This is a genomic window from Paenibacillus paridis (genome assembly GCF_006345825.1).
Classification (GTDB): Bacteria; Bacillota; Bacilli; order Paenibacillales; family Paenibacillaceae; genus Pristimantibacillus; species Pristimantibacillus paridis.
Genome location: NZ_VCIX01000092.1, coordinates 581,004 through 594,924 on the forward strand (window position 1 = coordinate 581,004; position 13,921 = coordinate 594,924).

At 42.7% G+C, this 13,921-nt stretch carries 13 protein-coding genes; all 13 read left to right on the plus strand.

Going from position 1 to position 13,921, the window contains the following annotated elements:
* Positions 1 to 121 precede the first annotated feature (121 nt).
* Positions 122 to 1,357 carry a CynX/NimT family MFS transporter gene (locus FJQ58_RS24420; RefSeq protein WP_139997400.1) on the plus strand — a complete coding sequence of 412 codons (1,236 nt, stop codon included), beginning with the start codon at positions 122 to 124 and terminating at the stop codon, positions 1,355 to 1,357.
* A 1,348-nt stretch (positions 1,358 to 2,705) separates the two neighbouring features.
* Positions 2,706 to 3,200 carry a VanZ family protein gene (locus FJQ58_RS24425; RefSeq protein WP_162341749.1) on the plus strand — a complete coding sequence of 165 codons (495 nt, stop codon included), beginning with the start codon at positions 2,706 to 2,708 and terminating at the stop codon, positions 3,198 to 3,200.
* 49 nt (positions 3,201 to 3,249) lie between these two features.
* Positions 3,250 to 3,957 carry a response regulator transcription factor gene (locus FJQ58_RS24430; RefSeq protein WP_139997402.1) on the plus strand — a complete coding sequence of 236 codons (708 nt, stop codon included), beginning with the start codon at positions 3,250 to 3,252 and terminating at the stop codon, positions 3,955 to 3,957.
* Entirely contained in the window at positions 3,950 to 5,071 is a 1,122-nt protein-coding gene (locus FJQ58_RS24435; RefSeq protein ID WP_139997403.1) for a sensor histidine kinase, read from the plus strand. Before FJQ58_RS24430 ends, FJQ58_RS24435 begins: the two co-directional genes overlap by 8 nt.
* A 78-nt stretch (positions 5,072 to 5,149) precedes the next feature.
* Positions 5,150 to 6,052: a carbohydrate ABC transporter permease gene (locus FJQ58_RS24440; RefSeq protein WP_139997404.1), complete on the plus strand. Its 903-nt coding sequence runs from the start codon at positions 5,150 to 5,152 to the stop codon at positions 6,050 to 6,052.
* 56 nt (positions 6,053 to 6,108) lie between these two features.
* Positions 6,109 to 6,939 (plus strand): carbohydrate ABC transporter permease, encoded by an 831-nt coding sequence (locus FJQ58_RS24445; RefSeq protein WP_140000046.1) that lies wholly within the window; start codon positions 6,109 to 6,111, stop codon positions 6,937 to 6,939.
* Positions 6,940 to 6,950: 11 nt separating this feature from the next.
* On the plus strand, positions 6,951 to 8,117 hold the full coding sequence (locus FJQ58_RS24450; RefSeq protein WP_238404325.1) for an efflux RND transporter periplasmic adaptor subunit: 1,167 nt from the start codon (positions 6,951 to 6,953) through the stop codon (positions 8,115 to 8,117).
* Positions 8,118 to 8,142: 25 nt separating this feature from the next.
* On the plus strand, positions 8,143 to 9,462 hold the full coding sequence (locus FJQ58_RS24455) for an ABC transporter substrate-binding protein (RefSeq protein WP_238404327.1): 1,320 nt from the start codon (positions 8,143 to 8,145) through the stop codon (positions 9,460 to 9,462).
* Positions 9,463 to 9,962: 500 nt separating this feature from the next.
* Positions 9,963 to 10,718, plus strand: coding sequence for a response regulator transcription factor (locus FJQ58_RS24460; RefSeq protein WP_338016163.1), 756 nt, complete (start codon positions 9,963 to 9,965; stop codon positions 10,716 to 10,718).
* Between the two features lie 71 nt (positions 10,719 to 10,789).
* Positions 10,790 to 11,677: a HAMP domain-containing protein gene (locus FJQ58_RS24465; protein ID WP_162341751.1), complete on the plus strand. Its 888-nt coding sequence runs from the start codon at positions 10,790 to 10,792 to the stop codon at positions 11,675 to 11,677.
* Positions 11,653 to 12,171, plus strand: coding sequence for a sensor histidine kinase (locus tag FJQ58_RS24470; protein ID WP_139997407.1), 519 nt, complete (start codon positions 11,653 to 11,655; stop codon positions 12,169 to 12,171). The genes FJQ58_RS24465 and FJQ58_RS24470 overlap by 25 nt, the downstream gene beginning before the upstream one ends.
* A complete protein-coding gene (locus FJQ58_RS24475; protein ID WP_139997408.1) occupies positions 12,168 to 12,974 on the plus strand; it encodes a hypothetical protein in 807 nt (268 codons plus the stop codon). Before FJQ58_RS24470 ends, FJQ58_RS24475 begins: the two co-directional genes overlap by 4 nt.
* A 138-nt stretch (positions 12,975 to 13,112) precedes the next feature.
* Positions 13,113 to 13,898, plus strand: coding sequence for a hypothetical protein (locus FJQ58_RS24480; protein WP_139997409.1), 786 nt, complete (start codon positions 13,113 to 13,115; stop codon positions 13,896 to 13,898).
* Positions 13,899 to 13,921: the final 23 nt, after the last annotated feature.

Consider the following 13,921-nt stretch of genomic DNA (forward strand, 5'->3'; position numbering starts at 1 on the left):
TACTAATTGTAAATAATAATATACTATAATATACTTTTGTTATTCGCGCGAATGTTGTTTTATAGTTTTCAATCAGTAGGAAACAAATTAGACGTATAAATGCAGGAAGGTGAAATGAAGAATGTCGAACAAACAAATTAAAAAAGCCGTACCATCTTCTATAGGACTGATCATTCTCGGCATAATTGTTATTGCAGCTAATTTACGTGCTCCCTTAACCTCAGTCGGTCCTTTAGTGAGTTTCATAAGGGATAACGTTCGTATTTCAAATACATTAGCCGGCCTGATAACAACGCTACCTTTGCTTGCCTTTGCTTTATTATCGCCACTAGTGCCCAAATTAGGACGAAGGTATGGTGTTGAACGAATCATTTTGATTGCCCTAATCTTTCTGACTGTTGGCATTGTAATACGTTCTTTATCTGGCACAGCTAATCTGTATATTGGGACAGCAATTCTTGGATTCGCAATTGCCATATGTAATGTATTATTGCCAAGTTTAATCAAAAGGGATTTCCCAAATAAAATTGGGTCCATGACAGGGATTTACTCCATTTCAATGAGTTTATTTGGAGCAATCGCATCGGGAATCAGTGTACCGCTAGCCGTGAACGCAGGTCTAAAATGGCAGGGAGCATTGGGTATATGGGGGATTCTAAGCTTTGTATCGATTCTCTGTTGGCTACCCCAATTAAGAAATCAAACGAAGCAAACAACCACGATCAGTCAACAGATAGCCAGCAACGAAGTGAATGTTTGGCAATCCCCTCTTGCCTGGCAAGTAACCTTGTTTATGGGTATACAGTCCATGATTTTCTATGTGTTGATCGCATGGTTGCCTGAAATTTTAAAGCAGCAAGGAATTGACTCCAACCAATCAGGATGGTACCTCTCGATCATGCAGCTAGCTCTGCTTCCATTTACTTTTATTGTGCCTGTTATTGCTGGACGCATGTCTAGCCAACGTTTGTTAGTGGTCATCATAACCATTTTACTTTTGACGGGTACGCTCGGACTTCTATATGGAAGCTCCAATATAATTCTGTTATGGATCATAATACTCGGAATTGGTGGAGGCTGTGCCTTTAGCTTGTCTATGATGTTTTTCGGTTTACGTACTGAAAATGCGCATCAAGCAGCGGAACTGTCTGGCATGGCGCAATCGATCGGATATCTTCTTGCCGCAATTGGTCCTATCCTTATAGGATTTCTGCATGATTTGACAAATAGTTGGAATCTACCACTTTTCATTCTGCTTGGCGCTTCGGTCTTGCTCTTTATAGTCGGTATAGGCGCAGGAAGAAATCGTTCTATAGGTAGCCGAAATAGTTACGAACGGCTGCAGAAAAGAAGATGAGTAGGTTTGACTATTAGAGTGTCCAATGGAATTGGTGGACCTTACATTTTCTGTTCGATCTTAGAATTTCACCAGAAGATCAATCGTAAGCCGGATAGAATGGGGCGAGAGCCGTCTAAATGGGCATCCGGTGAGCATACAGGAACAGAAGGGGCGAGTTTTCGCTCCTTTTTTATTGATCTGCTGCACGCTGCTCCACGCACCTCCGCAGGCTTTCACTCCCATGTCTCGGCGGGACTATGCCCTTTTTGTTTAATGCAAACCGGTACTGCGTGCAATCTTGAAATCCTGCGAATAAGCCAATTTTTGTGCGGAGCGTGAAGCGATTAAGCACCTGTTTCATAGGCATAGCTCGATTCGGTTCGTAAGCTTTACCGCTGAGAGCTATGGAAACCAGAATGCGAGCCATCTTGCCGCAAAGCTTCATCACTGAGCGCATTGGCTTCATGCCTTTCGTCTTTACATTCACTTCGTGCTGTCGTTTAAACGTTTCATCGTTCATACACAATGTCGACTCAACGGTGGATCTGGTTCTTGACGCTGACGAGACGATGGACGATGGTCTCTCGATTTGGTTTGAGCTTTAAAATTCAAGATAGAGCGACCTCCTTAAGGTGGCTAAAGGGCTATGACCCGTAACTAACCCATCGTGCCGGAGTCGCTCGTTCTAATGCAAAGCGCATAATTAACGCTCTACAGGAATCCTGACGGGCAGGATAACGTAACCTTTTGTCGCAAACAGCGTCTAAATTATTACATATCGATGATTTAAAACCGAGGTGAGCTAATAATAGAATGAAAAAAAGAATTTTGCTTTTTATTGGTATTATGGCGTTCGTCGCAATTATCGGCGTTATTACATTGCATAATTTTGCTAAAAACCTAGGCGAAAGTTACAATCAAATAGGTTAATGGGAAACGAGGGCTCGCGTTGAATAAAACCAACGCGAGCCTTTTATTACGTAAGAGATGAATAGAAGAATACTCTGCTTATAAAGGAAGCCATATCCACATTATGTTGTTGATAAGCAAGAATGACGGTATCAGTGATATGGATAGCGAAATGGCGATGTACGAAATTTACTGTTCATTTAAGAAAAATTTTAGGTTTGACCTCATTTCATTTTTAATAATATTCTTTATTCTTTTAGCATAGTCGTTTTTGCAGGCGCTTGGCGGATACGAGATTTCAGTAATAATCAGGATAGTGTAAATATTACAAATCACAATGTAACAGGAAAAGAAGGGGGAAGGGCAAATAATTGCGAAAATGGGCACGCTGAAAGCAACTGGGATAAATAAGATGACAAGGGTCTATATAAACAACATGAAACAAAGAAGGAGTAGTATGCTGAGCGCACTAATCCTCCGAGCTCTGCTTGTCATTTATATATTTATGCTGATCAAAATTATCTTATTGAAGTTTCACTCCTTGGATCTTGGTTTTCTTTGGGGCCGCCTGCTTGCCGGACTGCAGCAGTCCAGCTTGCTTTCGCAGAGGCTGGATACAGGCAATTTGGTTCCATTTCGGGAAATTTCCAGATCGCTTCATTCGTTAGGCTACAACGATTTTGTAAATCTACTTGGCAATGTGACGATCTTTATGCCGCTCGGCATTTTGTTGGGAATAATGTTCAATGATAAGAGGAATTCCTGGATGAGAATTTTAATCGGTTCATCCTTTCTAAGCCTGGGCTTGGAGACGGCCCAGCTCCTGTTTATGATTGGCCAATTCGACGTCGATGACATATTGCTTAATTCCTTGGGAGGACTTTTAGGCTTCTTGATATACCGATCAGCCATCATCACCTTCCGCCGTTTATTAAATGAAAAGAAAATTTGAAATCGCAAGCCAGACTCGGTAATGCTAGTTCTAAAAAGGAGCGAATACTATGAAATCAATCAATATTTTAATTGCGGATGACGAGGCGGAAATCGCTGATCTGGTCGAGCTGCATCTGGTCAAAGAGGGTTACCGTTGCCTGAAAGCGGCTGAAGGACAAGAGGCCCTAAACGTAATCAGGACGCAGTCCGTGGATTTGGCTATATTGGATATCATGATGCCCAAAATCGACGGGTACGAGTTGACTCGGCTCATTCGCGAGCAGTATCACCTGCCTATTATTTTTCTAAGCGCCAAGGCGACAGACCTGGATAAGATCACCGGTCTGGTTCGCGGTGCTGATGATTATATAACCAAACCGTTTAATCCTATGGAGCTGGTAGCACGAGTGAACGCCCAACTGAGGCGCTTTATTCAACTTAACCCGTCAATGGCCGCTCCAGCCAATACGTCTGTTCTGGAGGTCGGAGGACTCGTAATCTATCCCGAGCAGCGAACGGTGTTCTTTTACGGCAACCCGGTAGAGCTTACTCTTAAAGAGTTCGATATATTGGTGCTGCTCTCTAGCCATCCAAAGAAGGTATTCAGCTCGGAGCATATTTTTCAACAAGTGTGGGGCGAGGCCTATTATGAAGGCGGAGGAAATACCGTGATGGTGCATATTCGAACGTTACGTAAGAAGCTAGGGGATGACCAGAATAAGAACAACAAGCTAATCAAGACTGTCTGGGGAGTAGGTTATACGTTCAATGGCTAAACCCAATTTTCGAAGCTTCCGATTCCAAATGATTCGCTTGTTCGGGCTCAGCATGCTGCTCTCCGCCGCTACTACCTTTCTGATTTATTTGGGTCTGCAGCAGTATTACTTTACGCTGCTGCGCGATAATCCAATGTTTCAAGTTCGCGAATTCATGCGAGATATTGGCGATATTAACGCGTTCCTGATCCTTTTTTTTCCCATTTCGTTTTTTTACTTCTATTTGTTAACCAGGCGTTATGTTGCTTATTTCCGAGAGATCTCTCGGGGGATACACCATTTGGCCGGAGGAAATTTCTCTTATCGGGTCCATATCCCGTCCAATGATGAAATCGGGGATATTGCTAGGGACACCAACTCGGCTAGCGAAAAGCTGAAGCAAGCGGTGGAACGGGGCGATTTTGCCGAGAACAGCAAGGAAAAGCTTGTACTTAACCTTGCCCATGATTTGAGGACCCCGCTGACTTCTGTCATCGGGTATTTGGATTTTATTCTTCAAGGCAAAGATTTGACGGCTGATCAAATGAAGCATTACACGACGATTGCCTTCACGAAATCGAAGCGGCTCGAAAAGCTGATCGATGAGCTGTTCGAAATTACGCGGATGAATTACGGCAAGCTGAATATCTTCCAGACGCCGCTTGATCTGGGCGAGCTGCTGACTCAATTAAGTGAAGAGTTGTATCCGTTATTCGAAAAAAACGGGCTGACCGCTCGCCTTGCCATCGATCATCATTTAATTGTTTCTGGTGAAGGTGATCTGCTCGCACGCGTATTCGAGAATCTGTTGTCTAATGCCATTCGTTACGGCAAAGACGGAGAATATATAGATATTCACGGCAGACAGGAGGGGGGAGAAGTCGTCATTACAGTCACCAATTACGGCGGCAGCTTCATCCCGCCAGACGAGTCGCCTCATGTGTTTGACATGTTCTTTACTGGGGATCTTGCGCGAACCCAGCAGGAAGGGAGCACAGGACTGGGCTTGTTTATCGCCAAGAACATTGTAGAACAGCACGAAGGTGCCATATCAGTGCAAAGCGATCTCATTCGTACCGAATTCGAGGTGCGCTTGCCTTACTTGGCATCATCCAAAGAGACAACCGCGTTTTAGGAAAAGTTAAGATTTATCCCACTTCTTACTTTAACATTCAGGCCTATGCTTAGAGAATCAACGGCAGGAGGACTGAAGATGAAGAAGTGGTTTTTTTTGTGTGCTCCGCGGGGCTGGGCTCGGTGGCTGCGCAGGGACACGGCAGTGGCGTGGATGTTTCTGGCGCCGAGTGTAGTTGGCTTTGCCGTGTTTTATCTGATTCCATTTGCTATGGGGGTGATGTATTCGTTCATGAGCAGCTCGTCAGGGGGAAGAATTGCGGACCTTTCGAATTACCGGGAGCTGCTTTCCAGCTATTCCTTCCGAAAGGCGGCGTATAACACCTTTTATTTTAGCGTAGTGAGCGTTCCGCTTATGCTGGCATTGTCCCTCGGGCTGGCGTTATTGCTGAATCGGCAAATTTACTTCAGAAAATGGTTGCGAACCTCTTATGTATTGCCGCTTGTTGTTCCGGTTGCCTCTGTTATCATCATCTGGCAAATGATCTTTGACTGGAACGGGGCATTGAACTACGTGTTTAGTTGGTTCGGCATCGATCGACTGGATTGGATGAAGACGAATGCAGCCCGGAATGTGGTCATAGCGGTATATCTATGGAAAAATGTCGGGTACAATGTCATCTTGTTCCTGGCGGGTCTTCAGCAAATTCCGAAGGATTATTATGAAACAGCCCAACTTGAGGGGGCCGGTCGCTTACGCCAGTTTTTTGGAATTACGCTGGTCTATCTGACTACAACAACGTTTTTCGTGGTCATTATGTCGATCATAAATTCTTTCAAAGTATTTCGGGAGACCTATTTGCTGGCTGGTGATTACCCACACGATAGCATCTACATGCTGCAGCATTACATGAACAACATGTTCGTGTCATTGGACATTCAGAAGCTTACGGCGGCAGCTGTCTTGATGGTCTGTGGCATACTGACGGTCGTCCTCGGGATGTTCGGGCTGGAGCGTCGATATCGCCAGTTTATGGAATAGGGGGAAGACTTTTGAGACTTATTACCACCATACATAAAGTTCTATTAACGGCGTTAATGGGGTTAATTGGAGTTCTGCTGCTGTTCCCAATCGTCATTACCTTCACCAATTCGCTGATGACCGAACAGGAACTAAATATCAACTATGGGGAGATTGGGAAGCTAACGGCCGCAACGTCAACGGATGCCGATACATTTGTCAATTTAAAATGGTTGCCGGATCAAGTAAGCCTGAGTCAATACGGTGAGCTGCTGGTGCATTCTCCTAACTATTTGCTTCTATTTTGGAACTCAGTCGGTTATGTCGTGCCTATTATTATTGGACAGATGGTTGTCGCGGCGCTGGCAGCCTATGCGTTTGCGAAGCTGAATTTCTTCAGCCGCGATTCCTTGTTTCTCCTGTATCTGCTGACGATGCTAATGCCTTTTCAGGTTACGCTGGTTCCGAACTATATCATGGCGGATAAGCTAGGTTTGCTAAACAGCTCTGGAGCTGTTATTCTTCCGGGTGTCTTTGCTGCGTTTGGTGTATTTATGCTGCGCCAGTTCATGCTGCATATTCCGTATGCCTATATTGAGGCTGCCAAAATAGACGGGGCAAGCCATTTTAAGATATTTCTAACGGTTATCCTTCCGATGGTCAAGCCTGGGCTTGCCGCACTGGTGATTTTGTTATTTGTTGATTATTGGAACATGGTCGAGCAGCCGTTAATTTTTATAAACGATCCGTTCAAGCTGCCTTTATCGGTATTTCTGTCTAGATTAAGCGGAGAATGGGGGACGATTTTTGCAGCTTCCATGCTATATATGTCTCCGATGGTGCTGTTGTTCCTGTACGCAGAGACGTTTTTCATTGAAGGTGTTCAATTGTCTGGTATCAAGGGGTAGAGGAGAAGGCAATGGCTATGGAGCTATCGAAGGACCAGGTTGATCTTAAGCGAAAAAAATGGATTTCCATTATGCTGCTGCTGTTTTTCGGATTGTTGCTGTTTTTCACGCTATTCAGCAATACGTTACAGTCGGTTACTTTGCCTAAGGTAAGGACCGAGGAGGCGATGAGCGGAGGAATTGATTATAAGCTGGAAGCCAGCGGCATATTGCGACCTGTTAAACAGGAGGAACTGCCAAATCCCGCCGATTGGAAAGTTAGACAAGTTCTTGTGAAGAAAGGGGAGGCGGTTAAGAAAGGCAATATTCTCGTTCGATATGACAGCACTTCCGCGGAAAGGGATCTGGAAGATGAGATTGCGCAGCTGCAGAAGCTGACCATCGAACAGGAAGGAGTGCAAGACCAATTCAAATTGTCGATAGTCGAAGGGGATGAGTCCACTACAGTGAAAGTTAGACGCCAACTGAAATTGCTCAATATCGATATAGCGGTGCAACAGCGGAAAATCAACGGGCTTCGGGAACAGTTGACACGGCAGAGAAATCTGGTCGCCCCTTTTGACGGGCTTGTAATGGAATTGAACGCAGTAGAAGGACTTGCTTCCAACGGAAAGCCGGATATCGTGATCTCGAATCGCAATTTAGGATTTTGGCTGGAAATCCTTGCAGACAAAGAGCTTGTCGATAGCTTCGGTCTTGTACTCAAGGAGCCTATCCATCTAAAAACCATAACGGAGGGGGAACAGCCTGCTCGCTCACTGGAGGGCACAATCGATGATATCGCCGATGCGGAGTCACGTATCACAGACTTGCCAGAAAGTAGAGGCGGAGCGACGGCAACGATTCGGCAGAAGCAGTTGCGTATCCATGTGGAAGATGCCACCCTGAAAGGGGGGGAGCAGGTTTCAGTCAAGTTGGAGCGGACTTCGTCAAAAAAGGGGTGGCTGATTCCGAACGAGGCGGTTCATCGTGAAGGTGAGATGCGGTTTATATTCAAGGTGGAGCTGCAGCCGGGGGCTTTGGGCAATGTGTTTTTGGCCCGCAAGATCCCAATTGAGGTAAGAGAGTCGTCAGAATGGATGACGATGATTCCGGTAGACCGGCTGTATGAAGGGGATTTGATTATTATGGAAAGCAGCGAACCACTGCAGGACGGAAATCGGATTCGTCTACAATAAAAACAAAGATGAGAGGTAGGAAGCTATGAATAAAAAGATAGGTAAAACCATAATTTGGGCAATTATGATATCAGTGGTTATGACTGCTTGCAGTACTGGAGGAGGCGGGGGCGAGAGGGCAGTAACGGAAGATGGAAAAAACGTCCTTAGACTGTCCATTATGCAGTCCACGCCTTTCTATGAAGCGTTGGAGAAAAAATTCGAGGCTAGATATACGGATATCGATCTGCAGATTCAGGCCTATAAGCAGGCTGGGGAAGAGGTGAAATTCGGGGATTTTGAGGAGTACCGGAAATCAATGAATACGGCTTTATTATCCGGAAAAGGGTCGGATATTATTGAATTGACAGACGATTTGCCCGCAGACGAGTATGTCGAGAAGGGATTTCTTCTGAATATGGAAGATTTAATGAAGCAAGACCAAACTTTGATGCAAGACAATATATACATGAATGTATTGAAGGCCATCCAGCCAAAGGGCGGAACGTATGCGATTCCCTCCGGATATTACCTTAGAGCGTTCATTGGGGATGGCGAATTGTTGAAGAAAGCCGATATCAATGAGCAGACATGGACCTGGCAGGATTTAACGGGCATTGTGAAGCAACTGACGCAGGGAAAGGGCGGTTTGTATGCAATGGCTGATTATACGCCGGATATGCTAACTCAGGAAATGACAATAGACAGTTACAGTCAATATGTGGATAAAGAGGGTAAAAAAGCAAAGTTTGATACCCCAAAATTTGTGGCATTATTGAAACAAGTGAAGAACATGTTTGATGAAGGGGTGATGACCGCAGAGCCCGCAGAGCGTGACAAGCAATTGTTCTATTCTGCTGTATTGCGTGAGCCGGCCGACGTAATTAATGTAACGCATAGTGTGTTTGATCATCCTCTGCTGCTTCAAAAACCTCACAGCGCAGAGCAGTCCGGCAGTATGCGAATCATCCCGTCCTATAAATTTGCGATTCAGGCGAAAACGCTACTGCAGCAGGAGGCATGGAAGCTTCTCAGTTTCATCTTGTCTGAAGAGGGACAATCGATACCGGATCGCGAAGGATTTTCGCTGCTTAAATCGGTGAATGAACAGAAGCTAGACGAGATCAAACAACAAATCCAGGCGGGTACATACCAACTGCTTGACGGTAAGTCTGTCCAAGTGGAGGATGAGGAGTTTACTCGGTTTACGCAGCTATTGGATAGGGTGGACCATTACTCCATTATCGACGGACAAGTGATAGCTATCGTTGGGGGGGAGGCCCTTGCTTACTTTAGCGGTCAGAAGTCCGCGGAGGAAGCCGCCGGGCTAATCCAAAACCGGACCACGCTCTTTTTGAACGAGTAAAGAATATATTATAGCAATGGTTTAGAGGACAGTTGGCGGTACATTCGTAATTTCTGTATGCGTTTATATGCTTATCTTGATGCAACCCAAAACAAACATTGATTTCAATAAGTTTTCGAGTTTATGCAGAAGCGAATAGCCCACAAAGTGCCGACATTATTCAAAGTGCGATAAGCTCAATTTAACAATCAGCGACTGTTTAGGACTATGTTTTTTGTCCTGGGGAGTCGCTGTTTCAAATTCTAGGTTCTCATAAATTATTTTCTGGTGAAATCTGCAGGAAACCGAAGGTACAATTGTCGCAATTTCGAGTTCAAGTTTCCTACATCTTTTGAGACTGGATATATTATGCCTTATTAGACGCTCTAGACTCATCTAGTGGATTTAGTTAGTAAGTCTTTCCGATTGCTATGATGCAAATATGATGCAATTTTAAAGTATAATTATTAATGATGCAGACAAGAAAATAGATGTAAATTCAAGGTTCGTTATGATTATGAATGAAAAATATAAACCCAACAAAGTTGAAGTTTTTAGAAAGGAAGACATTCCAACAACCTGTAAAAGAGGGACGTTTGGAATATGGTGAAATTCGAATGATTACTATACTTATTGTTGAAGATGAAAAAAACATATCCGAATTAATTAAAATAAATCTTATTGAATCCGGATACAATTGTATTTGTGCCTCAGATGGAGGACAGGCTGCAGAACTGATTGAGCAAAACAGCTACGACTTGATTTTACTTGATATTATGCTGCCTATAATCAACGGATATGAGCTTCTTGAATATATCAAACCACGGGATATTCCCGTTATTTTTATTACAGCGAAAGCGGGCCTGGAGGAGAGGGTGAAAGGACTTAAACTAGGGGCAGATGACTATTTGGTTAAACCCTTTGAAATCATAGAACTGCTTGCCCGTGTGGAGAGTGTTTTACGTCGTAATAAAAAAAGTAATCGTTATTTGGAGATTGCTGATATATCTATCGATACCTTTTCGCGTATTATTACAAAGGGAGAGGACATGATTACTCTGACATTAAAAGAGTATGAGTTGTTATTACTCTTTGTGCGAAGTAAAAACATCGCACTTTTCCGAGAACAAATCTATGAGAAAATATGGGGCGATGATTATATGGGAGACAGCAGAACCGTTGACTTGCACGTTCAGAGGATGCGAAAAAAGATGGGCTGGGAAGATAAAATAATTGCAGTCTACAAAATTGGCTACCGATTAGTGGTGGATCAATGAAGCTCTTTTGGAAGTTTTTTTTCAGCACAAGCATTATTACATTGTTTATGTTTAGCTTAGGTAGTTCAATCATGATAAATACTATCTTTCAATCTGCTTTAAAGCATGAAGTAGGTTATTCTTTCAAAGAAAATGATATTCTGAGGGCATCTTTGGACAAAGAACTTTCGAAAACATACCAAGGTGCCGGCGCATTTTATAGTGATGAAGTTGCTTTGAAGCTAGAGGAGAGCCAGCAGCAAGATGCCTTGATAAAAAGCACGTTAGAGAAAATTACCGTGATTACTTCCAACGGGACCGTCCCGTTCCGGATCAGCTATAGTAATTATCAAACCCTTCATACAACTGGAGCTCCAGTATTTGATAATGAATTAATAAAAAAGCTGGATAGTAACACCCAAGGTTATGAAGTGCTGCCGTTAGGCGATGATCAATATTTCATCAGGGTTGCCTGTACTATTGTGTCTGGCGGAGAGACTTTTTATTTGGAAACCTATAGGGATATAACCTCTTTATTTAAAAGCAGGGAAAATCAATATCAAGTTTTTTTCGGCTTGATTATGGGTATGATTGGCTTGAGCTTTATTCTAGTATCGTTTGTTGCCTACTGGCTGACGAAACCTATCAAGAATCTTGCCAAAGCAACCAAGAGCATTGCTGAAGGGGATTTCATACTTCCTTCTTTCCGAAACAGTAATGATGAAATTGGTATGCTTGCCAAGGCTTTCACCCAAATGTCCAAGAGCTTGAAGCATATGGTTACGGAGTTGGAGGGTACTGCACAGCGCCAAGAAAATTTTATTGCAAGCTTTGCACACGAGTTAAAGACGCCTATGACTTCTATCATTGGTTACGCAGATATGCTTCGTTCGAGAAAAGTTGAGCAAGAGCAAATGATCTGTACGCCAATCATATTTTTCAAGAAGGAAGACGAGTGGAAGCCCTCTCCTTTAAATTAATGGATTTGATTGTACTAAAAAAACAACAGTTCAAAATGAAAATAGTTCCCGCATCTCACTTATTTGAATCCGTCAAAACTGTGATTTCACCTATTCTTAGGCGTGAAGGAATAGAATTGATAATGGAGGCGGATGAGTCGGATTTGTTAATAGAGACCGATTTAATGATCACTGTTTGCCTCAATCTTCTAGATAATGCGAGAAAATCCATAGAGAGCAAGGGTTATATTCGTTTTATGGGCGAAATAGAAAAAGAAAGATATAAAATAACGATTGCGGACAATGGGAAGGGGATGGAGCCGGAAGAGTTATCCAGAATCACAGAAGCATTTTATATGACGGACCAATCGCGCTCAAGAGCAAAGGGCGGTGTTGGGCTCGGACTAACGATATGTTCACAAATTATAGAAATTCACCATGCCGAAATGGATTTTGAAAGCGTTCCTGGTCATGGAACTTCCGTAAATATCGTTCTTAAAGGAGGGGGCGAATGAAAACATTTAAAAGCAAGACTATATTCCTTTTACTGATTTTATTAATGGCATTTTCTGCACTATTTCCGTTACTGCTTTCCAAGGCCAATGATCAACGGGTGTTGGGGCAAATGCATATACACAAAGTTGAATTACTAGAAAACAACCATCCCACTCCATATAGTATGATAGACAAAATGCGCCTTCTCTATGATAAACATGTTAAGTCTAAAGACATTGTTGTTGTTCAGAACGCACATTTATCAGAAGTTGACTTGAAAAATCTCAATGGACAATGCTTGGCAGAAATACAGAAACTGAGTGAAAAAAAGCTGCTTCCTGATTTGGAAGACGATTTTACAAGTAATGGATGTGAGGGGTCTTCGTTTACCCTCTTCGATACGACGAGGCCTGATTTGGTCGTTAATTTATATGCAATCATAATGTATGATGACCAGTACCGAATCTCTTTTACGATGGACGCGGATACTAATAAAATATATGAGTTGAATATGAAATCGGCAGTCAAGCCTCTAATCATAGATATCGACAATTCATATTTATATTGGAAAAATTATATAGGGCTTTCCCTAGAGCAATCAAATGATTTACTTTCCGTTGAGCGATCAGATGAAGTTGGAGAAGTATCCGAAGGCAGTGATACGTTTGGAATATCAGGTAAGGATTATCTCGTCGATGACAGAACATTTGAAATGGGGCCGGTTGTCGTACATGATTATACCGATGGCAACAAAATGGTTTCTTATAAATTTTTCCTTGCAAATGACAAAAAAGAATTTACCATCTCCTTGTCTTTTCAATAAAACGAAAAAATGATGCTAAAATGATGGAATTATGATGAGTCTTGGATGCATTCACTTGGTAATCTAATCGTACAGAACGGCCGTATCTGTAGCTGAAATATTATGTATCTAATTAAATCGCTTAAAGGAGATTATTGAATGAAAAGAGTATTGATTGCATCCACAATTATAGGTTCACTATTGATTACTTCAGCTGCAGCATTTGCATCGACAACAGATTTGAGAATGACCGCTGTAACTGGAGAATCTCAGCCTGCAAAAAAAGGTACTGAAGCAATCCAGCCTGCAAATCAAAACAGACAAAATGGTATTGAATATACCAAAGAGATTTCATACCTCGACGATGGCAGCGTGGGTGCTGTTGTAGAAACGTGGGTAGATCCTGTAACTCATGATAAAAGGATAGACATGTTGGCCAAAGAAAAGGATGGAACAATCCATCCAATAAGCCAGTATTTAAAAGACAACGGAACTAAATGGGTAGAGGTTTCAAGAAATAAAAGCGGAAAGGCTGTAAGCGGAAAATACATCAAACTAACAGAAGAAGAAACAATGAGTGCAGACACATGGAAATCCTTTGCTGAAAGAAAAGCCGAGTTTGCCAAAACAGGCTGGAAAAATGAAGGCCTTCTAGAATCTCAAGATGGGAAGCAGCTAGTTAAGCTCTCTGGTGAGGATATGTTGGAAGACGATAGACAGCCGGAAGGAAGTAAAGTCGTCATACACCAATATGTACAGATCGAAAAAGATCTAGGACTGCCAGTAAAATTGGAGGCTTACACTGAATTCGAAGGAATCAGAGAAAAACGTTATTCAATTACTTATGAGAATAAATATGTTGATGATAAAAATTTGTTTGATACAACAGGGATTCCTATGAAGGAGCATAAAAAATTACAGTGGATTCATGGAGTTGAATATTAATTGATCTTACCGTTTCAACGGCA

Bases quoted from the DNA above. Each gene is read 5' to 3' on its own strand.
- FJQ58_RS24420 (WP_139997400.1), top strand. From the start codon at position 122: ATGTCGAACAAACAAATTAAAAAAGCCGTACCATCTTCTATAGGACTG.
- FJQ58_RS24440 (WP_139997404.1), top strand. From the start codon at position 5,150: ATGAAGAAGTGGTTTTTTTTGTGTGCTCCGCGGGGCTGGGCTCGGTGG.
- FJQ58_RS24460 (WP_338016163.1), top strand. From the start codon at position 9,963: ATGAAAAATATAAACCCAACAAAGTTGAAGTTTTTAGAAAGGAAGACA.
- FJQ58_RS24450 (WP_238404325.1), top strand. From the start codon at position 6,951: ATGGCTATGGAGCTATCGAAGGACCAGGTTGATCTTAAGCGAAAAAAA.
- FJQ58_RS24465 (WP_162341751.1), top strand. From the start codon at position 10,790: ATGATAAATACTATCTTTCAATCTGCTTTAAAGCATGAAGTAGGTTAT.
- FJQ58_RS24475 (WP_139997408.1), top strand. From the start codon at position 12,168: ATGAAAACATTTAAAAGCAAGACTATATTCCTTTTACTGATTTTATTA.
- FJQ58_RS24430 (WP_139997402.1), top strand. From the start codon at position 3,250: ATGAAATCAATCAATATTTTAATTGCGGATGACGAGGCGGAAATCGCT.
- FJQ58_RS24455 (WP_238404327.1), top strand. From the start codon at position 8,143: ATGAATAAAAAGATAGGTAAAACCATAATTTGGGCAATTATGATATCA.
- FJQ58_RS24445 (WP_140000046.1), top strand. From the start codon at position 6,109: ATGGGGTTAATTGGAGTTCTGCTGCTGTTCCCAATCGTCATTACCTTC.
- FJQ58_RS24435 (WP_139997403.1), top strand. From the start codon at position 3,950: ATGGCTAAACCCAATTTTCGAAGCTTCCGATTCCAAATGATTCGCTTG.
- FJQ58_RS24480 (WP_139997409.1), top strand. From the start codon at position 13,113: ATGAAAAGAGTATTGATTGCATCCACAATTATAGGTTCACTATTGATT.
- FJQ58_RS24425 (WP_162341749.1), top strand. From the start codon at position 2,706: ATGCTGAGCGCACTAATCCTCCGAGCTCTGCTTGTCATTTATATATTT.